Source organism: Ectothiorhodospira shaposhnikovii, assembly GCF_022227765.1.
Taxonomy (GTDB): Bacteria; Pseudomonadota; Gammaproteobacteria; order Ectothiorhodospirales; family Ectothiorhodospiraceae; genus Ectothiorhodospira.
This window is the reverse complement of sequence record NZ_JAJMLZ010000005.1, coordinates 237,939-257,441: the sequence shown is the minus strand read 5'-3', so window position 1 is coordinate 257,441 and position 19,503 is coordinate 237,939. Positions and strand designations below refer to the sequence as shown.

Annotated in this window: 20 protein-coding genes; 2 read left to right on the top strand and 18 right to left on the bottom strand. The window is 64.0% G+C overall.

Going from position 1 to position 19,503, the window contains the following annotated elements:
- Position 1: 1 nt before the first annotated feature.
- The 16 genes from LQD11_RS08930 to LQD11_RS08855 form a co-directional block, all read right to left on the bottom strand.
- Positions 2-538, bottom strand: a complete 537-nt coding sequence (locus LQD11_RS08930) for a F0F1 ATP synthase subunit delta (RefSeq protein WP_238617229.1) — start codon at positions 536-538, stop codon at positions 2-4.
- Between the two features lie 10 nt (positions 539-548).
- Positions 549-1,019, bottom strand: a complete 471-nt coding sequence (locus LQD11_RS08925; protein WP_238617228.1) for a F0F1 ATP synthase subunit B — start codon at positions 1,017-1,019, stop codon at positions 549-551.
- Between the two features lie 59 nt (positions 1,020-1,078).
- Positions 1,079-1,354, bottom strand: coding sequence for a F0F1 ATP synthase subunit C (atpE, locus tag LQD11_RS08920; protein ID WP_008932344.1), 276 nt, complete (start codon positions 1,352-1,354; stop codon positions 1,079-1,081).
- Between the two features lie 96 nt (positions 1,355-1,450).
- The gene (gene atpB, locus LQD11_RS08915; protein WP_238617227.1) at positions 1,451-2,224 is read right to left on the bottom strand and encodes a F0F1 ATP synthase subunit A; all 774 of its coding nucleotides are present in this window, start codon (positions 2,222-2,224) and stop codon (positions 1,451-1,453) included.
- A gap of 15 nt (positions 2,225-2,239) precedes the next feature.
- Positions 2,240-2,572 carry an ATP synthase subunit I gene (locus LQD11_RS08910; RefSeq protein WP_238617226.1) on the bottom strand — a complete coding sequence of 111 codons (333 nt, stop codon included), beginning with the start codon at positions 2,570-2,572 and terminating at the stop codon, positions 2,240-2,242.
- A gap of 209 nt (positions 2,573-2,781) precedes the next feature.
- A complete protein-coding gene (locus tag LQD11_RS08905; RefSeq protein ID WP_238617225.1) occupies positions 2,782-3,660 on the bottom strand; it encodes a ParB/RepB/Spo0J family partition protein in 879 nt (292 codons plus the stop codon).
- 3 nt (positions 3,661-3,663) lie between these two features.
- Entirely contained in the window at positions 3,664-4,482 is an 819-nt protein-coding gene (locus LQD11_RS08900; RefSeq protein WP_238617224.1) for a ParA family protein, read from the bottom strand.
- A 5-nt stretch (positions 4,483-4,487) separates the two neighbouring features.
- Complete coding sequence (gene rsmG, locus LQD11_RS08895; RefSeq protein ID WP_420828260.1) at positions 4,488-5,111, bottom strand: 16S rRNA (guanine(527)-N(7))-methyltransferase RsmG; 624 nt, start codon at positions 5,109-5,111, stop codon at positions 4,488-4,490.
- A 31-nt stretch (positions 5,112-5,142) separates the two neighbouring features.
- Positions 5,143-7,035, bottom strand: a complete 1,893-nt coding sequence (gene mnmG / locus LQD11_RS08890) for a tRNA uridine-5-carboxymethylaminomethyl(34) synthesis enzyme MnmG (protein WP_238617222.1) — start codon at positions 7,033-7,035, stop codon at positions 5,143-5,145.
- Between the two features lie 50 nt (positions 7,036-7,085).
- Positions 7,086-7,979 (bottom strand): PfkB family carbohydrate kinase, encoded by an 894-nt coding sequence (locus tag LQD11_RS08885; protein ID WP_238617221.1) that lies wholly within the window; start codon positions 7,977-7,979, stop codon positions 7,086-7,088.
- Positions 7,980-8,126: 147 nt separating this feature from the next.
- Positions 8,127-9,131 carry a porin gene (locus LQD11_RS08880; protein WP_238617220.1) on the bottom strand — a complete coding sequence of 335 codons (1,005 nt, stop codon included), beginning with the start codon at positions 9,129-9,131 and terminating at the stop codon, positions 8,127-8,129.
- 95 nt (positions 9,132-9,226) lie between these two features.
- Entirely contained in the window at positions 9,227-10,081 is an 855-nt protein-coding gene (locus LQD11_RS08875) for a glycine betaine ABC transporter substrate-binding protein (protein WP_238617219.1), read from the bottom strand.
- 278 nt (positions 10,082-10,359) lie between these two features.
- On the bottom strand, positions 10,360-11,208 hold the full coding sequence (locus LQD11_RS08870) for an ABC transporter permease (protein ID WP_238617218.1): 849 nt from the start codon (positions 11,206-11,208) through the stop codon (positions 10,360-10,362).
- On the bottom strand, positions 11,205-12,383 hold the full coding sequence (locus tag LQD11_RS08865) for a quaternary amine ABC transporter ATP-binding protein (protein ID WP_238617251.1): 1,179 nt from the start codon (positions 12,381-12,383) through the stop codon (positions 11,205-11,207). Before LQD11_RS08865 ends, LQD11_RS08870 begins: the two co-directional genes overlap by 4 nt.
- Positions 12,384-12,573: 190 nt before the next feature.
- Positions 12,574-14,562, bottom strand: coding sequence for a BCCT family transporter (locus LQD11_RS08860; protein ID WP_238617217.1), 1,989 nt, complete (start codon positions 14,560-14,562; stop codon positions 12,574-12,576).
- A 220-nt stretch (positions 14,563-14,782) separates the two neighbouring features.
- Entirely contained in the window at positions 14,783-15,559 is a 777-nt protein-coding gene (locus LQD11_RS08855; protein ID WP_238617216.1) for an exodeoxyribonuclease III, read from the bottom strand.
- A gap of 120 nt (positions 15,560-15,679) precedes the next feature.
- On the opposite strand from LQD11_RS08855, the gene pyrE reads away from it, so the two are divergent.
- Both pyrE and LQD11_RS08845 read left to right on the top strand, forming a co-directional pair.
- Complete coding sequence (pyrE, locus tag LQD11_RS08850; RefSeq protein WP_238617215.1) at positions 15,680-16,321, top strand: orotate phosphoribosyltransferase; 642 nt, start codon at positions 15,680-15,682, stop codon at positions 16,319-16,321.
- Positions 16,322-16,377: 56 nt separating this feature from the next.
- Positions 16,378-17,031: a DUF4124 domain-containing protein gene (locus LQD11_RS08845; protein WP_238617214.1), complete on the top strand. Its 654-nt coding sequence runs from the start codon at positions 16,378-16,380 to the stop codon at positions 17,029-17,031.
- A gap of 8 nt (positions 17,032-17,039) precedes the next feature.
- On the opposite strand, the gene argB is transcribed toward LQD11_RS08845, so the two are convergent.
- Both argB and LQD11_RS08835 read right to left on the bottom strand, forming a co-directional pair.
- Positions 17,040-17,945: an acetylglutamate kinase gene (gene argB, locus LQD11_RS08840; RefSeq protein ID WP_238617213.1), complete on the bottom strand. Its 906-nt coding sequence runs from the start codon at positions 17,943-17,945 to the stop codon at positions 17,040-17,042.
- 147 nt (positions 17,946-18,092) lie between these two features.
- Positions 18,093-19,478: a phosphomannomutase/phosphoglucomutase gene (locus tag LQD11_RS08835; RefSeq protein ID WP_238617212.1), complete on the bottom strand. Its 1,386-nt coding sequence runs from the start codon at positions 19,476-19,478 to the stop codon at positions 18,093-18,095.
- Between the last annotated feature and the right edge of the window lie 25 nt (positions 19,479-19,503).

The following is a 19,503-nucleotide window of genomic DNA, read 5'->3' as shown; positions in this document are numbered from 1 at the left end:
CTTAGCGGCTCAGATTGGAGGCCAGGCGCGCCAGGCGCCCACGGACTGAGCCATCGATGACCAGATCTCCCGCGCGGATGATGGCGCCGCCGATGAGGCTGTCGTCCACTTCGCAGACCAGCTCCACTTCCCTGCCGAGCCGCTTCTTCAGGGCTGCGGCGATGGACTTCTGCTGTTCCGCATCCACCGCCTGGGCGGAGATCACGGTGGCTTCCACCTTGTTCTCGGCGTCGGCACGCATCACCTCGAACAGGGCGGTGATCTCCGGCAGCAGCGCAAGCCGGCCATTCTCCGCCAGCAGACGGATGAAGTTGCGTCCGCCGTCATCCACCTTGCCCTCGCACACTTCGATGAAGGCCTTGGCGATCGTCTCGCGGGTGAGTTTGGGGCTGTCGAGTAAGGCACGCATGTTCGGATCGTGCGCAACTGCCGACATGAAGGCCAGCTGGTCAGACCAGCCGGCCAGATTGCTGGCATCACGAGCGACTTCGAACACCGCCTTGGCGTAAGGCCTTGCGGCCGTCGTGTTTTCAGACATGGCGGCTCACCTAGATCTGGCTCACCAGGTCTTTGATCACCTGATTGTGGGCCTTGGCGTCGATTTCCTTCTTCAGGATGCGTTCAGCACCGGAGATGGCCAGGGTACCCACCTGCTTGCGCAGTTCTTCGCGCGCACGGATGACTTCCTGCTCGATCTCGGACTGGGCAGCCGCCTTGATGCGATCGCCTTCCTGACGCGCGGTGTCCTTGGAGGACTCCACGATCTCGTTGGCCCGCTTCTGGGCCATGGCGACGATGTCTGCGGCCTGCTGCTTGGCCTCCTGAAGAACCTTTTTGGCTCTTTCCTCGGCAAGCTGCTGCTCATGCTTGCCACGCTCGGCAGCGGCGAGGCCATCGGCAATCTGCTTCTGACGCTCCTGCATCGCCTTGATGATGGGGGGCCACACATACTTCATGGTGACCCACACCAGCATGGCGAAGGTGATCATCTGGCCGAGCAGCGTGAGATTGATATTCACGTTGCTACCTCCCCTTGAGACGGTTTAACGGATGGCATGCGCGGAAAAAGATCCGTGCCTTAACCGGTCACCGCACCCAGGAAGGGGTTTGCAAAGGTGAAGAACAGGGCCAGACCCACACCGATCATGGTCACGGCGTCGAGCAGACCGGCCACGATGAACATCTTGACCTGCAGCATCGGCACCATTTCCGGCTGACGGGCTGCGCCTTCCAGGAAACGACCACCCAGCAGACCGAAGCCGATGGCGGTACCCAGAGCACCCATACCCAGGATCAGGCCAACAGCGATGGCGGTCATACCCTGAACGTTAGCGACAGCAAGTGCGAGTTCCATAACTTCCTCCAAATGTGAAAGGTCAAAACAATGCAAGAACAACTTGGTTTGAATGAACCCCGGCCGGTGATGCACCGGCCGGGAAGACGTCATTCATCAGTGGTCTTCGTGGGCCATGCTCAGATAGACGATGGTCAGCACCATGAAGATGAAGGCCTGCAGGGTGATGATCAGCAGTTTGAACAGGGACCAGGACAGCCCCAGGGTCCACTGGATGTACCAGGGCAACAGGGCGATCAGGCTGAAGATCAGGCCGCCGGCGTACATGTTCCCGAACAGTCGCAGGGACAGGGAGACGGGCTTGGCAACCTCTTCGACCACCTTGAGGACCAGGTTGAAGGGCAGCAGCCACTTGCCGAAGGGATGGAACATCATCTCCTTGGCGAAGCCGACACCGCCCTTGATCTTGATGCTGTAGAAAATGATCAGGAAGAACACCGCGATGGACATGCCGAAAGTGGCGTTGATGTCCGACGTGGGGTTGATGCGCAGGTATTCAATGCCGATGGCATGCGCAATGTAGGGGAACAGGTCGTAGGGCAGCAGCTTGACGATGCTCATGAGGAATATCCACACGAACAGGGTCAGCGCCAACGGGGCGATCAGGTCGGAACGACCGTGGAAGGTGTCCTTCACCTGCTGGTCCACGAAGCCGACGATGATTTCGACAAAGTTCTGCAGGCCGCCGGGGACGCCGGTGGTGACGCTCTTGGCCACCTGCATGAAGAGGTAGAGGAACACCCCGCCTGCAAGCAGGGAGAAAAGCATGGTATCCACATGGATCGACCAGAACGACTCGGGATTACCCAGCGTCAGGTGACCCAGATGGTGCTTGATGTAATCCCCAGCAGATTCGTATTCCATTGACATGGTGTTCGCTCGCTTTTACTCGTTTGCACCGGACAGCATCGGCAGCAGCGCCAGCCAGAAAGCCATGAAACCGGCCATGTAAGTCAGGAACATGGGCAGGAAATCCACTTTCAGCCACACGATTGCAACCACAAACAGGATGACGGTCAGGAGGATCTTCTGCGCCTCGCCGACATAAAAACTTCTCACGATGACCTTTGCCGGCTTCCCTCTCCGGCCGGAAAAGACGCGCAGGGCAAAATAGGCCGTCGAGATAACACTGATCATGCCCCCCGTCAACGCAGACCAGGCGGCCTGTGGTCCGGCCAGCCCGAAGGCGATCAGCCATCCGGCAATCGCCACGGTCATCTGCAACCCGAGGACCCATGCGGCAGTCCGATTAATCATGACCGCCCCGGGCGAACGGCTTGTCTGACTCGTTAATGATAATGAGGTTCACCCATTCTTCCCGGCGCCGGACAGGCGCCCACGGTCGACGGCAGCCGCGGATTATAAGAGGCCATGGTCGGGGGGTCAACGCATCAGTGACTGTTAATGCTCCCATGTGGCGGCGTATGTCAGCGGATGTGTCCCAGAATCCCGTCCAGCTCGTCCAGGCTGTTGTACTGGATCACCAGGCGCCCCTTGCCCTTGGTGTTGTACTGAATGTTCACCCGCGCCCCCAGCCGGTCGGACAATTCGCTCTCCAGCCTCGCCACATCCGGGTTGCGTGGCGGCGGTGGCGCGGCCTCCTGTTTTGCGTTCTTCAGCAACGCCTGCACCAGCCGCTCCGTCTCCCGTACCGACAAGCCCTTTTCCACCACCTGACGAGCCGCCGTCACCTGCTCGCCCTCGACCAGGGCCAGTAGCGCACGAGCATGCCCCATCTCCAGGCGCCCCTCGTCCAGCAGGGCCTTCACCGGCCCCTCCAGCTCCAGCAGGCGCAGCAGGTTGGTGACGCCGGCCCGGGAACGCCCCACCGCCTCGGCGGCCTGCTGGTGGGTCATGCCGAATTCGTGAATCAGCCGCTGCAGGGCATTGGCCTCCTCCAGGGGATTGAGATCCTCCCGCTGGATGTTTTCGATCAGGGCCATGGCCGCCGCCGCCTGATCCGGCACCTCCCGCACCACCGCCGGGATCTCCCGCAGACCGGCCATCTGCGCCGCCCGCCAGCGGCGCTCACCCGCCACCAGCTCATAGCCGCCGGCCACCGGGCGCACCACCACCGGCTGCACCACGCCCTGGGCGCGGATGGACTCGGCCAACGCCTCCAGGGCCTCGGGACGCATGCTCACCCGGGGCTGATAGCGCCCGCGGCTGACCTGCTCCACCGGGATCTGGCGCAGACCGGCACCGCCCGCTTCGTGGGCCTCCGGCTCGGACCGGGCGCCGGTAGCACCGGCGCTGGACAGCAGGACGTCCAGACCACGCCCCAGCCCTGTCTTTCTCTTTGCCATGACTTACTGCTCTCCAGAAACGGACACTGCCTCGGCCGCCCCTTCGGGCGCGGCTGCGCGACCTTCGCGGCGCAGGATCTCTCCCGCCAGCGCCAGGTAGGCCAGGGCGCCACGGGAGGACTTGTCATACAAAATCACCGGCAGACCGTGACTGGGCGCCTCGGCCAGGCGGATGTTGCGGGGAATGACGGTGCGATAGACCTTGTCACCGAAGTGACGGGTGAGCTGCTCGGACACCTCGGTGGTCAGGTTGTTGCGCGGATCGAACATGGTGCGCAGCAGACCGTGGATGTGCAACTCGTGGTTGACCGACTCGCGAATGCTGTCGATGGTCTGCACCAGGGCCGACAACCCCTCCAGGGCGTAATACTCGCACTGCATGGGGATAATCACCCCATGGGCCGCCACCAGGGCATTCACCGTGAGCATGTTCAGGGAGGGGGGGCAGTCGATGAAGATGAAATCGTACTGATCCCGGATCGTTGCCAGCGCTTCCTGCAGCCGATATTCCCGGCGCAGGGCCGTCATCAGGCTCACCTCCGCCACCGTCAGATCCCCGTTGGCGGGCATCAGGCTGTAGCCCACCGGCTCCAGACGCATGATGGCCTGTTCGGCGCTGACGCGCTTCATCAGCACGTCGCAGGCACTGTGGGCGAGATCGTGCTTGTCGGCGCCGCTGCCCATGGTGGCATTGCCCTGGGGGTCCAGGTCGATCAGGAGTACGCGGCGCCGGGTGGCGGCCAGGGAAGCGGCCAGATTGATGCTGGTGGTGGTCTTGCCCACCCCCCCCTTCTGGTTGGCCACGGCGATGATTCTGCCCATGTGTGCTAGTCCTTGGTGATCTCGACGAGATGCCGCACGGCCTCAAGGCCCGGCACCCGGAGCGAATGGGTGGCCACCACCCGCCAGCCATCGGGCAACGCCTCGGAATCATCATCCGCGTCCCGGCCCTTCATGGCCAGCAACCGGCCCGTGGGAGCGCACAGATGCCCGGCCAGACGGGTGAAGGTGGTGGTGGCGGCGAAGGCACGGCTGATGACTGTATCAAAGCCCCCGTCGGGGCGATAGTTTTCCACCCGGTCCTGCACCACGACGACATTGGCAATCCCCAGCTCCATCACTGCCTGGCGCAGGAAGCGGGCCTTCTTGCCGCCGGAGTCCAGCAACACCAGCTGCCAGTCGGGACAGGCCAGGGCCAGGGGAATCCCCGGCAGGCCGGGGCCGGTGCCGATATCGGCGATGCGCGGCCCCCGCACCCAGGGCAGGACCGCCAGACTGTCCAGCAGATGCAGTCGGACCATGTCCTCGAAATCCCGCACCGCGGTGAGGTTGTAGGCCCGGTTCCAGCGCTCCATCAGGCGCAGATAGCGCGCCAGGGGATCGACCAGGGTCGGGGACAGGGACAGCTCGCTCAGGCCGCGACGAAGCAACTCGTCCGCGGCGGGCGTCAGGGCATGGGACATGGCGTCGGATATCCGGGAATCAGGCACTGCGCTTCAGGCCCTGGGCCTGCTTCTTCAGGTGCACCAGCAGCAGGGAGACGGCGGCGGGGGTCACGCCGGGAATGCGGGAGGCCTGACCCACGGTATGGGGGCGATGATCCGCCAGCTTCTGGCGTACCTCGTGGGACAGGCCGCTGACGGCGCCGTAGTCCAGATCATCGGGCAGCGCCGTGTCTTCCAGGCGCCGGGTCCGGTCCACCTCGTCCTTCTGGCGCTGGATATAGCCGGCGTACTTGGCCTGAATTTCCACCTGTTCCGCCACCCGGACATCCGTCACGGCCGGCCCGGCACCGGGCAGGGACATCAGGTCCTCATAGGCCACCCCGGGGCGCCGCAGCAGGTCCATCAGGGAATACTCCCGACTCAGGGGGCCGCCGAACAGGCGCTCGCCGTCCTCCGGCAACACATCCCCCGGGCGCATGACCGTGACCCCCAATCGCCGAGACTCCTGCTCGATGGCCTCCCGCTTGCGCTCGAAGGCCGCCCAGCGTGCATCATCCACCACGCCCAGTTCGCGGCCCACGGGGGTGAGGCGCAGATCGGCATTGTCTTCCCGCAGGGTGAGACGGTACTCGGCCCGGCTGGTGAACATGCGGTAGGGCTCCCGGGTGCCCCGGGTGATGAGATCATCGATCATCACACCCATGTAGGAGGTTTCCCGGCGCGGATGCCAGGGCTCCCGCTCCCGCACCCGCAGGGCGGCATTGATGCCTGCCACCAGCCCCTGGGCCGCGGCCTCCTCATAGCCGGTGGTACCGTTGATCTGACCGGCGAAGAACAGACCCTGCAGCGGTCGGGTCTCCAGGCTGGGGCGCAGGTCCCGGGGGTCGAAGAAGTCGTATTCGATGGCGTAGCCGGGACGGGTGATGTGGGCCTGCTCGAAGCCCTCGATGGAACGCACCACATCCACCTGCACGTCGAAGGGCAGGCTGGTGGAGATACCGTTGGGGTACACCTCATGGGTGTCGAGCCCTTCCGGCTCGATGAAGATCTGGTGGCGTTCCTTGTCGGCAAAGCGCACCACCTTGTCCTCGATGGAGGGGCAGTAGCGCGGCCCCACCCCTTCGATCACGCCGCTGTACATGGGAGACCGGTGCAGGTTGGCGCGGATCACCTCCAGGGTGCGGGGGGTGGTCCAGGTGATGTGACAGCTCACCTGGGGCGGATGATCGGAAGGCTGCCCCAGGAAGGAGAACACCGGCACGGGGGTATCCCCGGGCTGCTCGGTCAGGCGGGAATAATGGATGCTGCGGGCATCGATGCGGGGCGGCGTGCCGGTCTTCAGACGTCCGACCCGCAAGGGCAGCTCCCGCAACCGCTGGGCCAGGCGGATGGCCGGCGGATCACCGGCGCGACCACCGGCGTAGTTGGCCTCGCCCACATGGATGAGACCACCCAGGAAGGTGCCCACGGTCAGCACCACGCAAGGGGCATCAAAGCGCAGACCGGCCTGGGTGACGACCCCGGTGACCCGGTCCCCCGCCACGATCAGATCGTCCACCGCCTGCTGGAACAGCGACAGGCCCGGCTGGTTTTCCACCGCCCGGCGCACGGCGGCCTTATAGAGGGCACGGTCCGCCTGGGCGCGGGTGGCGCGCACGGCAGGCCCCTTGCGGCTGTTGAGGGTGCGGAACTGGATGCCGCCCAGATCGGCGGCGCGGGCCATGAGGCCGCCCAGGGCGTCGATCTCCTTGACCAGATGGCCCTTGCCGATGCCGCCGATGGCGGGATTGCAGCTCATCTGGCCGATGGTGTCGATGTTATGGGTCAGGAGCAGGGTCCTGCTGCCCATGCGGGCCGCCGCCAGGGCGGCCTCGGTGCCGGCGTGGCCGCCGCCCACGACGATGACGTCGTATTGTGCCTGGTATTGCATAGTCAAGAGCCGGGCCGGAAGTGGGGAAAATCCTGATAGTGTAGCGCGGATCAGTCCTCCTCGGGCACCACCAGCGCGGCATCCAGCCCGTCCAGTCCCTGCCGTCCCACCTTGTAACCCGCCAGACGGGTGGCCGTGGCCAGGGCATCGGGCACGGAACTGCCCGTGGCCAGGGCATGGATCAGGCCGGCATTGAACACGTCCCCGGCCCCCAGGGTGTCCACCACCCGGGGTGGGCGCCAGGCCGGGGCATGGAACAGGCCATCCCGACTGGCCCAGGCCCAGGAGCCCTCCTCGCCCCAGGTGCAGATCAGCACGGCGCCGGGCACGCGCTTGTGCACGCTGCGCAGGAACGGTTCCGGCTCCTCGTAGCCCCGCCCGAGCACGAAGGGGCGGGAAAAGATGATCACATCCGGTTGCCCGAACAGCATGTCCACCCCGTCCCGGTCCTTTTCCACCTCCAGGGAGATGGGCTGATGGGATTTCTGCTGGCTGCGCAGGGCCTGGAGCATGCGGCTGGTGGTGTGGGTATCCCGGGCCTGCACGTGCACCCATTGATACTTGTCCAGGTTCAGCTTGGCCACATGAGGGGCGTCCAGTTCCGGCAGGTTGCGGTAGTGGACGATGGTGCGGGAACCGTTGGCGGCATTGAGGGTGATGTAGGAACAGGGGGTGCGCCCGGTGCGCCGGCGACAGGTTTCCACGTTGATCCCCCGCTCCGCCAGCAGGGACAGCAGATGTTCGCCGTCCGGATCATCGGCCACCACGGCGGCCAGGTCGCACTGGTGCCCCAGTTGCTGCAGCACATACAGGCTGTTGGCGGTATTGCCGCCGGGAGAGGCGCGCTGTTCCCGGGCGCGGATCTCCTCGTCCTCCACCGGATAGTGGTCAACGATGTTGATGATGTCCAGGGTGGCGACGCCGATGCCGAGAATATGGGCCATGGTGGATGGTGCCCCGAGGGCCTGTGGTGGTGTTGCGCACAGGATAGTGAAAGGGAGGCAGCGGGGTAAAGGTATTGCAGCGCAAAAGCACGGCCGGGAAGCGGCGGGCCACCCCCTTGGGAGCCGGCCCGCCGACGAAAGGGTCAATCAGAAGTCGAAACGCATGCCAGCGGCGAAGACCTGGCCGCCACGAACATCGCCCAGGGTATCCTGGCTGCTGTCATAAGGCTGCTGCAGTCCACCCCGCTTCTCGGTGATCGCGGCGGTTTCCTGCTCGAAATAGTACTCGGCGAAGAACTTCAGGCTGGGAGTGAATTGATGGTCGATCCCCACATGAACGATGCTATCGCCGTACCCTTCCACCTCGGCCACCATCAGCTTGAAGGTGTTCTTGCCCAGGGTATAGCCGGCATAGACATTGACGGCATTGTTCCCGTCAGTCGCATCATCATCGCTGCTGATACGCTCGAACTTGCCTGCCAGATACAGATTACCGATGGCATGAGCGGCAGAAACACCCATGATTCGAGTATTGTCATTTCCATTGAGCTCATCCATGCCGATGGACAGGGTGGTGTCGCCGAAGCTGTAGCTACCGGTCAGCTGAACCCGGTTATCCCCGTCGGCACCGTTGTCCTCACTCCAGGCGAAGGCGAAGGACAGGCCATTCATGTCCGGGCTGTAGTAGCTGATGGTGTCGCCGCGACGAAATGCCGTATAGGTGGCAAACCCGCTGTAGTAGGTGCTGAACATGTCCACCGGGGCGGCGATGGCATTGTAGTAGGGCAACCACATCTGGCCGTACAGGAAGGTCCCCATCTCGCCCTGGACACCGATCTGGGCCACGCGCACATCCTGCTCCTGGTCCCACGGGTCCTGAACGGCCTTGTTGGCCAGATCCAGGGGCAGTTCCAGCTGACCGATCAGGGTCAGGCCTTCCATCAGGGGATAGTCCGCGTTGAAACCGATGTTGGAATAGGCATCCCGCACGCCGGTATAGGAGTCCAGATGCTCCCGGTTATCGGGACGCACGGACTCCACCTGCACTCGGGCGGAGCCGTAGAAATCAAAGTTGAGTTCACCGGCCTGAGCCATGGCGGGCACGGCCAGGGCAGCGGCGACGGAAGAGGCAATCAGGGTCTTTCTGTTCATAAGTCGGTTTTTCCAGTCAGATACATCGGTGATATCGATTGATGAGCCGGCGGCGGGGAGCCGGAAACACCCCGGCAACCCGCCACCCGGAACACTCAGGGCAACCAGGTGTCCACCAGGTCCCGGTTCTGTTCGACCCAGCGCCTGGCGTTCTCGTAGGGATCTCCCCCTTCCTCGTTCATCATCATCAACTCGGCCATGTGGGCGGGCGTCCAGTTGAAGTTGTCGAGGATGGCGTAGGCCTCGGGCATGTCGTCCTTCAGGCCGGCACGCACGATGGTGTGAATGGCTTCCTCGCCGCCATAGATACCCTTGGGGTCGTCCAGATATTTCAGCTCCCAGCGGCTTTCCTTCCAGTGAGGCGTCCAACCGGTGACCACCACCCAGTCATTGTTGCGGACGGCATTGGCCAGCACGCCGGTCATGGTGGCATCGGAACCTTCGATCAGGCGCAGTCTCAGGCCGTATTCGTCGATCACCCGCTCGGTGCTGCTCATCAGGCCCGCACCGGGGTCGATGCCGATGATGCGACGGTCAAAACGGCGGGCGTGGTCATTAAGCTCCTCAATGGAGTCAATTTCCACATAGGTGGGGACCATCAGACCGATACGGGTACCCACCAGGTTGGGCCCCAGGTCTTCCACCCGGTCCCTGACCCGCTCCAGATAATGCTCATGGGTGGTGGGCAGCCAGGCGGCCACGAAGGCATCCTGGTCACCGGTGCCGACGGACTGCCACATGGCCGCGGCGCTGACGGACGTCAGCCGCACGTCGTAGCCGGCCTCTTCCAGCACCACCCGGATCACGTTGGTACTGGCCACTTCACTGGCCCACTCCACATAGGGGATGTTGATCCGTCCCTTGTCGCCCGCCAGGGCCGACAGAGGGGCAAATACCAGAGTTGCCGCCAGGATCAGACTGGCGATCACCGGGATTCCCGGCCTTGTCATTGAAGTCATCATTTTCCTCCGAAGAATTGCATGGATACTCAGAAAGTTCTCAAAAAGCCTCCTGCCGTCACTTCCAACCACCCCCAACCGTCACTCCCGATACCCGGGGTGGTCATTCCCAATACTTCCAAGCCGTTACGGCTGATGCCCCCGATTGTCACTCCCGACACCCTTTGGTCGTCACTCCCGATACCCTCAAGTCGTCACTCCCGCGAAAGCGGGAGCCCAGGCGCCGAGCCCCCACCGGATTCCCGCTTTCGCGGGAATGACCTACCCGGTTACGATCCGCGTTTCCGGCCAATGCGCTGGGTCACCCGGTCCAGGATCATCGCCAGGATCACGATGGCAATGCCGGCCTCGAAACCGTTGCCCGGCTGTAGACGCTGGATCGCCCGCCAGACCTCGCCCCCCAGGCCTCCGGCGCCGATCATGGCGGCGATCACCACCATGGACAGGGCCAACATGATGGTCTGGTTGATGCCCGCCATGATGGTGGGCACCGCCAGCGGCAGCTGGACCTTGAACAGTTTCTGCCGCCGGCTGGCGCCAAAGGCATCCGCGGCCTCCACCAGCTCCCGGGGCACCTGACGGATGCCCAGGATGGTGAGACGGATGGCCGGCGGCATGGAAAAGATCACGGTGGCAAACATGGCCGACACCTGACCCAGACCGAAGAAGGGAATCGCCGGGATCAGATAGACGAAGGCGGGCATGGTCTGCATGAAGTCGAGCACCGGCATGGTGGCCCGGTGGAAGCGCTCCGACAGCCCGCCCAGGATGCCGATGGGCAACGCAATGGCCACCGCCACCGCCGTGGCGAACAACACCAGGGTGAGGGTCTCAATGGTGGCCTGCCAGAGTTGCAAGTTCCACAAAAACAGCAGACCGGCCGCGGTGCCGATGGCCACCCGACGCCCCGCCGCCAGCCAGGCAATGCCGGCAAAGACCAGGATCACCAGCCAGGGGGGTGGAAAGCTCAGCAACATCACCACGCCGTCCACGCCGTCGCCCAGCACGTTACTGATGGCACGGGTCAGACCGGAAAAGGTATCGGTCAGCCAGTCCAGGCCGTCGTCGATGTAATCCGACAGGGGAAATTTGCCGAAGAAAGGAAAATCATGATTCATGAGCATGCTTCACTGGTTTTGTCCGCGGCGGTTGCGGCGTCTGCCGCCGTCACTGCCTGATCCGACTGACCGGCCGCCAGGGCCGCCAGCACGTTGCTCTTGACGATGGTGCCCAGCAGGCGCCCGGCCTCGTCCACCACCGCCACCGGAATGCGGCTGTCCGCGAGCATGGCGATCAGGGTGCTGACCGGCTCGTCCGGCGCCACCGTCTGATGGTCCCGCTGGATGTGGGGGCCAATCTGCCTGTCTCCCTGCTCGATCGCCCGGCCCATGTCATCCGCCCACACATACCCCTCCAGGGTGCCGTCCCGCCGCACCACGAACAGGCTGTAGAAACTCTCCTTTTCCATCTTGTGCAGGGCGGTGCGAGGGCCGTCCGAGGGAAGGGCCAGCACCCTTGCATCGCGCATGATCCCGCCGGCGGTGAGGATCTGGGTCTTGTCCACATCCTCCACGAAGCGCTCCACATAACGACTGGCGGGGGAACTCAGGATCTCTTCCGGCGTGCCGATCTGGACCACCCGCCCATCCTTCATCAGCACGATGCGATCACCGAGCCTGAGGGCCTCGTCCAGGTCATGGGTGATGAACACGATGGTCTTCTTCACCCGCGCCTGCAGATTGATCAGTTCCTGTTGCATGTCCCGACGTATCAACGGGTCCAGCGCGCTGAAGGCCTCGTCCATGAGCAGGATATCCGGGTCCACGGCCAGCGCCCGGGCCAGACCCACCCGCTGCTGCATGCCCCCGGAGAGTTGGGACGGAAAGGCCTGCTCCCAGCCTTCCAGGCCCACCAATTGCAGAGCCTGGGCCGCCCGCTGCTCCCGCTCGTCCTGGCCCATCCCGCAGATCTCCAGCCCGAAGGCCGTGTTCTGCAGGATGGTGCGGTGGGGGAACAGGGCGAAATTCTGGAACACCATGCCGAACTTGCGGCGCCGCAGGGCGAGCAGGTCCTTGTTGCTCAATCCGGTGATGTCTTCCCCATCGATCAGCACCTGCCCGGCCGTCGGCTCGATCAGACGGTTGAGACAGCGGATCAAAGTGGATTTGCCGCATCCGCTCAGACCCATGACCACCAGGATCTCCCCTTGCGCCACATCAAAACTGACGTCGGCAATACCCAGGGTAAGTCCGGTACGTTGCTGGATCTCCTTGCGGTCATGTCCCTCCTCCATGAGTTTCAAGGCCGGTGCCGGCGGGTCGCCGAAGACCTTGGTGAGGTTTTTGACTGCGATTTTCGGTTGTTGCAAGGCTACTGTCCTGTCTTCACCCCGGAAGGGGCGGGTCGGTGTCAGTGTCTGACGACGGGTAAAAAGGAAAGGGGCCGGGGATCGCTTGATCCACGGCCCCCGGTCCATCGAGGGATCAGCGTACGGCACTCAGGAAGTGCATGTGACGCTCGTAGTGCTCCAGCACATCATTGATGATGGCGTCCTTGCTCCAGCCCATGACGTCGTAGTCCTGGCCGCCCTCGCTCAGATGCACTTCCGCATGGAAGTACTTGAGCGCCTCGGCACGCTGGCTGCGGGTGTCGCGCATGACGAAGGTGGGCGGTTCATAGGCGCGGGGCCGCACGGAATAGAAGAAATCGATCTCCTCGCCGTGACGGACTTCCACCCAGCAGCGGCCGTCCTCGCCCACGCCGGTGTGGGCATCCAGGTTCTGCTTGCGCAGCTCCTCGGCCACCGCTTCCAGTGCCGGCTTCACGGCCTCCTGGATATAGCGCAGGACCTCGTTACGCCGGGGCTGATGGACAATGGTCCGCAGGCGATGCTGCCAGCTCACCGGGGCATGGGGGCCGATGGGGGCCACCCGCGCCTCGCGCAGGCTGATCCGTTTCATGGTGTCGATGCGCAGGGCCCTGAGCAGCCCCCAACACATGAAGCACATGATGATGGCGAACGGCAGGGCACTGGCGATGGTGGCGGTCTGCAGGGCCGCAAGGCCGCCGGCGATGAGCAAGGCCGCCGCCACGATGCCCTCGATCACGGCCCAGAAGATGCGCTGCCAGGTGGGGGATTCCTCCTTGCCGCCGGAGGTGAGGATGTCCACCACCAGGGAACCGGAGTCCGATGAAGTGACAAAGAAGGTCACCACCAGCAGGGTCGCCACCAGGGCCATGATGGAGGACAGGGGCAGATGCTCGAAGAACTGGAACAGGGCCACCGAGGTATCCGCCGCCACCGCGTCCGACAGCTCGGTGATGCCCTGCACCATGATCATGTGCAGGGCGGTATTGCCGAAGAAGGTCATCCACATGATGGTGAAGCCCACCGGCACCAGCAACACACCGAAGGTGAATTCACGGATGGTGCGGCCCCGGGAAACCCGGGCGATGAACATGCCCACGAAGGGCGCCCAGGCAATCCACCAACCCCAGTAGAACAGGGTCCAGCCGCCGATCCACGAGGTGGGCTCGTAGGCATACAGATTGAAAGTCATGTAGAACAGGTTGGAGACGTAATTCCCCGTGTTCTGCACCAGGGTCTGCAGCAGATAGACGGTGGGGCCGGCCACCAGCACGAAGGCCAGCAGGCCCGCGGCCAGGATCATGTTCAGCACCGAGATCCGGCGGATGCCGCCATCCAGCCCCAGGGCCACGGACAGGGTGGCGATGGCGGTGATGACCACGATCAGGATGATCTGCACCGAGAGGGCATTGGGAATATCGAACAGGTAGTTCAGGCCGGAGTTGATCTGCATGACGCCGAACCCCAGGGAGGTGGCGACGCCGAAGATGGTGCCCAGCACGGCAAAGGTATCCACCGTGTGGCCGATGCCGCCGTGGATGCGGTCACCGATCAACGGATACAGGGAGGAGCGGATGGTCAGCGGCAGGTCGTGTCGGAAGGCGAAGTAGGCCAGGGACAGGGCCACCACGGCATAGATGGCCCAGGCATGAACCCCCCAGTGGAAGAAGGTGATGCGCATGGACTGGCGGGCGGCCTCGACGGTCTCCGGATCGCCCACCGGCGGACTGACGTAATGCATGACCGGCTCGGCCACGCCGAAGAACATGAGGCCGATGCCCATGCCGGCGGAGAACAGCATGGCGAACCAGGAGGCATAGCTGTAGTCGGGCTGACTGTGATCCGGACCCAGCTTGATGTTGCCATAACTGGACACCGCTACTCCGACCATGAAGACCACGAATCCAGCCACCGCCAGCACATAGAACCAGCCGGCGGAATCGGAGATCCAGCCTTGCACGGCACTGAAGACGGTGCCCGCCGTCTCGGTGAAGATGGCGGCAAACAGCACGAAGACCAGGGTGAGTACCGCGGAGGTGATGAACACCGGCGGGTTCATCAGGATGCGTGGAGCACGGGCTGGAGACGCACTCTGTTCGGTCATGTAACCTCCCTTCGTGGGCTGGATCGCCGGAATTCAGCGGAAAGCAGACCTTCCGCAGCCTTTTTTTACGCTAACACGAACCTTTGACATAATGCGAACTGGTTAAAAAATAGCCAGCAAGACCGGCCTTGGCACCGCGTTCACCTGGGATGCGGAAGCCCAGAATGCCGGCCCTTGCCTGGATTCCCGTCTGCGCGGGAATGACCTGCCCGGGATATCCCTATGGGAACGGCCAGTCGTAGTCGGTGATGACCGGGGCATGATCCGAGAACCGTTCATCCTTGTAGATGCTCACCCCACGAGCCGTCGCCGCCACGCCCGGCGTGGCAATCTGGTAATCCAGACGCCACCCCACGTTCTTCGCCCAGGCCTGCCCCCGGTTGGCCCACCAGGTGTACTGTTCCGGCGCCTGATTCAACCGTCGGAAGGTATCCACCCAGCCCACTTCATTAAATAGCACATCCAGCCAGGCCCGCTCCTCGGGCAGGAAACCGGAGTGCTTCTGGTTGCTCCTCCAGTTGCGCAGGTCGATGGGCTTGTGGGCGATGTTCCAGTCCCCGCACAGGATGTATTCGCGATCATTGGCCTGTTTCTGCCGCAACTGCGCCATGAAGGTGTCCATGAAACGGTACTTGGCCGCCTGGCGAAGTTCGCCGGAAGACCCGGAGGGCACATACACGGACGCAACACACAAATCACCGAAACGCGCCTCGATATAGCGGCCTTCGGGGTCGAACTCCTCGGAATTCATCCCCATGACGACTTCATCGGGCTTGCGCCGGGCATACAGGGCCACCCCGCTGTAACCCTTTTTCCGGGCATCCAGGTAACAGGTGAAATAGCCGGCGGGATGAAAGGCCTCGTCGGTCAGTTGATGGATCTGGGCCTTGGTCTCCTGAAGGCAGACCACGTCCGCGTCCTGGGCCTTGAGCCATGCATAAAAGCCCTTACGGGCGGCGGCACGAATGCCGTTGGCGTTGAGCGTGATGATTCGCATCGGATCGACAGGGCAGTGTTCACGGGGTCCGGGTACAATCCGACAACTTAACACAGCCCACCGACAGGGGGCGTCCAGCCCGGCTTGTGCCCTCCCACAGGACATTGTAATTTCTCAATCATGAATACCTATCGCACCCAATTCCTTCAGTTTTGTCTGGAACGCGGCGTCCTGCGCTTTGGTTCCTTCACCCTCAAATCCGGCCGTACCAGCCCCTATTTCTTCAATGCCGGCCTGTTCAACACCGGCCGGGACCTGGCCCGCCTGGGTGCCTTCTATGCCCGTACCCTGGTGGAATCGAACGCCCGGGTGGACATGCTCTTCGGCCCCGCCTACAAGGGCATCCCCCTGGTGGCCGCCACCGCGGTGGCCCTGGCCCAGGAGCACGACCGCGACTACCCCTTCTGCTTCAATCGCAAGGAAGCCAAGGACCACGGCGAAGGCGGCACCCTGGTGGGCGCCCCCCTGTCCGGGCGGGTCATGATCGTGGACGATGTGATCACCGCGGGCACCGCCATCCGTGAATCCGTGGAGATCATCAAGGCCGCCGGCGCGGAACCGGCCGGCGTGCTGATCGCACTGGATCGACAGGAACGGGGGCGCGGCGAGCTGTCCGCCATTCAAGAAGTGGAACGGGATTACGGTCTGCAGGTCCATGCCATTGCGTCCCTATCGGACCTGATCGTCTTTCTGGAGGACCTGCCGGACATGGCGCAGCATCGTGCCGCCGTGCAGGCCTATCGGGAAGAATTCGGCATCTAGCCTGCCCCGCGAATACGCGGGCGACGGCACCCCTGAACCCGTGGCGGGAATGAGGCATGCCCAGGATTTTTCCAACAGCAGGAACCACACCGATACTGGCGGCCATGCTGGCCGCCGGGCTCATCGGCACGGCCTCCGCACAGGTCTACCGCTGGGTGGACGAGTCCGGTCAGACTCACATGAGCGACACCCCGCCCCCGGACACGACCCGGTATGACCGCGAGGTCCTTGATCACAGGGGACTGGTGATCCAGCGCCTGGACCGGGCGAGAACGCCACAGGAGCTGGCCGCCGAACAGGCGGAACGGGAACGTCGGGAGGCCCTGGAACAGCAACGGGCGGAACAGGAGCGGGTCGACCGGGTTCTGCTGCAATCCTTCGGCTCCGAGCGCGAACTGCTGCACGCACGGGATGACCGCGTGGCCCTGATCGAGGCCAACATGAACCTCACCCGGGACAAACTGGGCAATCTGCGTGATCAGCTGACACAGGCCAATACACGCATCGCCGGCCTTGAGGCCGGCGGCAGGCCGGTACCGGAAGGCCTGCGGGAACAGGCCGACTCCCTGCAACGCCAGATCCGGGTACAGGAAGCGTACCTGGAAGAACGCCGACAGGAACGGGATGCCGTGCTGGCCCGGTTTGCCCGGGATCTGGAGCGGTTCCGGGAGCTGCGTCGGCAACAGGCCGACACCCAGCCCCGGCGCTGAAAGGCCCGTCAGCCCCGGATCAGGGTTCCCACCCCCTTGTCGGTCAGCAGCTCCAGCATCACCGCATGGGGCACCCGTCCGTCAATGATATGGGCCGTCTTGACGCCGGACTTCACCGCGTCCAGGGCGCACTGGATCTTGGGAATCATGCCGCCGTGGATCACCCCGGTGGCAATCAGCTCGTCCACCTGACGGGCCGTCAGACCGGTGAGCAGGTTGCCTTCTCCGTCCAGGACCCCGGTGGTGTTGGTGAGCAGGATCAGCTTCTCCGCCCCCAGCACCGTGGCCATCTTGCCGGCCACCAGGTCGGCATTGATGTTGTAGGCCGCGCCATCCTCGCCCACGCCTACCGGCGCGATCACGGGAATGAAGGCCCCCGAATCCAGCATGTGCACCACGGCGGGATCGATGGAAGCCACCTCACCCACGTGCCCCAGGTCGATGATCTCCGAGGCCTCGGGGTCTTCGCCGGCACGGCGATGACTCAGGCGCCGGGCCCGGATCAGCCCGCCGTCCTTGCCGGTCAGGCCCACCGCGCGGCCACCGAACTGGTTGATGAGATTGACGATCTCCTTGTTGACCAGACCACCCAGCACCATCTGCACCACGTCCATGGTCTCCCGGTCCGTCACCCGCAAACCATCCACGAAACGGGATTCCTTGCCCAGCTGGCTGAGCATCCTGCCGATCTGGGGGCCACCACCGTGGACCACCACCGGATTCAGGCCCACCTGCTTGAGCAGCACGATATCCCGCGCAAAGCCGCGCTTGAGTTCCTCGTCCACCATGGCGTTGCCGCCGTACTTGATGACCAGTGTCTTGCCGGAAAAGCGCTGGATATAGGGCAACGCCTCGGTCAGGACCCGGGCGATGGTCTGGGGACTGGTGTGGTCCATGGCGGTGTGTTCGGACATTCGGGAAGTCTCCGGTTTCAGACCGGGCAGGTGTTGAAGAAATTCTGAAACAACCCCTTGCCGTCATTCCCGCGCAGGCGGGAGTCCAGGGTTTTCAATATGCTACTGGATTCCCGCCTGCGCGGGAATGACGGCGACGGGAGAGCGCTAGAACGGCAGTTCCAGCTCCGGATCCACCGCCAGCAGACGCTCACGGAACAGCGTCTGGATCCGTGCCAGGGCCTCGGGGCAGCTCCCCTCGAAGCGCAGGGTCAGACAAGGCGTGGTGTTGGAAGCCCGCACCAGCCCCCAGCCATCATCGAAATCCACCCTCAGGCCGTCGATGCGATTCACCCGGCCACCTTCGGGATCCGGCTCGGACAGGAAGCGCGCCATGAAGGCACCGTGCCCCTCTTCCCCGCCCGGCGTCACCAGCAGCTCCGGGGTATGACAACCCTGGGGCAACTCGTCGAATATCCGCGCCGGCGACCGGGAGTCCCGGGCAAGAGACTCCAACAACCTCGCCCCGGCGTAGATCGCATCATCCACCCCGAGCCAGCGATCCCGGAAAAAGACATGACCACTCATCTCTCCCGCCAACAGGGCCCCGGTCTCTTCCATGCGCGCCTTGAGCAGGGAGTGGCCGGTACGCCACATGTCCGGCACGCCCCCCAGCGCCCGCACCCGCTCGGCCAGGTGATGAGAACATTTCACATCGAATACCACCGTGCTGCCGGGATGATGGGCCAGCACATCGGCGGCAAAACACATCATCAGGCGGTCCGGCCACTGGATACGCCCCCGGCCGTCGACGACGCCGAGGCGATCCCCGTCGCCGTCGAAGGCCAGCCCCAGGTCCAGACCGCCGGACTCCACGGCGCGCCGCAGATCTTCCAGGTTCTCGGGACGCGACGGATCGGGATGATGGTGGGGAAAATGTCCATCCACCTCGCAGTAGAGAGGGACCACCTCGCAGCCCAGACGCCGGAAAATCTCCGGTGCCACCACCGCGGCGGCGCCGTTGCCGCAATCCACCGCCACCCGCAGGGGGCGATCCAGGTGAATGTCGGCACAGAGTTCGTTCAGGTAACGACTGCAGACTTCCGCAGTCTCCAGGGTACCCCCGGGCGCAACGGGCAGGCGCCCCTCGTCAATCCGGCGCCGCAGACGCTGCACCGTCTCCTGATGCAGGGTGCGCCCCGCCAGCATGAGCTTGAAGCCGTTGTAGGCCGGGGGATTGTGACTGCCGGTGACCATGATGCCGTTGCCGTCGGCTTCCCTGAGCGCGGCGTAATAGGTCACCGGCGTGGGCAGGCAGCCCAGCCGGATCACCCGCAATCCCGACGCCAGCAGCCCCTCGATGAGGGCGGACTCCAGCTCGGGGCTCGACAGGCGGCCGTCACGCCCGACCACTACCCGGGTCACCTCCAGCTCGCGGGCCTCGGCACCGTAGGCCCGGCCGATGGCCCGGGCGGTATCCGGATTGAGGCGTTCGCCCACCACGCCGCGGATGTCATAGGCCCGGAAGATGCCGGGGTCCACACTCATGCTCATGATCTGCTCCCCTGCATGTGACGGT

Excerpts from the sequence above, each read along its gene's own strand:
- LQD11_RS08930 (WP_238617229.1), bottom strand. The coding sequence starts at position 538 with ATGTCTGAAAACACGACGGCCGCAAGGCCTTACGCCAAGGCGGTGTTC.
- atpE (WP_008932344.1), bottom strand. The coding sequence starts at position 1,354 with ATGGAACTCGCACTTGCTGTCGCTAACGTTCAGGGTATGACCGCCATC.
- atpB (WP_238617227.1), bottom strand. The coding sequence starts at position 2,224 with ATGTCAATGGAATACGAATCTGCTGGGGATTACATCAAGCACCATCTG.
- LQD11_RS08910 (WP_238617226.1), bottom strand. The coding sequence starts at position 2,572 with ATGACCGTGGCGATTGCCGGATGGCTGATCGCCTTCGGGCTGGCCGGA.
- LQD11_RS08905 (WP_238617225.1), bottom strand. The coding sequence starts at position 3,660 with ATGGCAAAGAGAAAGACAGGGCTGGGGCGTGGTCTGGACGTCCTGCTG.
- LQD11_RS08900 (WP_238617224.1), bottom strand. The coding sequence starts at position 4,482 with ATGGGCAGAATCATCGCCGTGGCCAACCAGAAGGGGGGGGTGGGCAAG.
- mnmG (WP_238617222.1), bottom strand. The coding sequence starts at position 7,035 with ATGCAATACCAGGCACAATACGACGTCATCGTCGTGGGCGGCGGCCAC.
- LQD11_RS08885 (WP_238617221.1), bottom strand. The coding sequence starts at position 7,979 with ATGGCCCATATTCTCGGCATCGGCGTCGCCACCCTGGACATCATCAAC.
- LQD11_RS08880 (WP_238617220.1), bottom strand. The coding sequence starts at position 9,131 with ATGAACAGAAAGACCCTGATTGCCTCTTCCGTCGCCGCTGCCCTGGCC.
- LQD11_RS08875 (WP_238617219.1), bottom strand. The coding sequence starts at position 10,081 with ATGACAAGGCCGGGAATCCCGGTGATCGCCAGTCTGATCCTGGCGGCA.
- LQD11_RS08870 (WP_238617218.1), bottom strand. The coding sequence starts at position 11,208 with ATGAATCATGATTTTCCTTTCTTCGGCAAATTTCCCCTGTCGGATTAC.
- LQD11_RS08865 (WP_238617251.1), bottom strand. The coding sequence starts at position 12,383 with ATGGAGGAGGGACATGACCGCAAGGAGATCCAGCAACGTACCGGACTT.
- LQD11_RS08860 (WP_238617217.1), bottom strand. The coding sequence starts at position 14,562 with ATGACCGAACAGAGTGCGTCTCCAGCCCGTGCTCCACGCATCCTGATG.
- LQD11_RS08855 (WP_238617216.1), bottom strand. The coding sequence starts at position 15,559 with ATGCGAATCATCACGCTCAACGCCAACGGCATTCGTGCCGCCGCCCGT.
- pyrE (WP_238617215.1), top strand. The coding sequence starts at position 15,680 with ATGAATACCTATCGCACCCAATTCCTTCAGTTTTGTCTGGAACGCGGC.
- LQD11_RS08845 (WP_238617214.1), top strand. The coding sequence starts at position 16,378 with ATGCCCAGGATTTTTCCAACAGCAGGAACCACACCGATACTGGCGGCC.
- argB (WP_238617213.1), bottom strand. The coding sequence starts at position 17,945 with ATGTCCGAACACACCGCCATGGACCACACCAGTCCCCAGACCATCGCC.
- LQD11_RS08835 (WP_238617212.1), bottom strand. The coding sequence starts at position 19,478 with ATGAGCATGAGTGTGGACCCCGGCATCTTCCGGGCCTATGACATCCGC.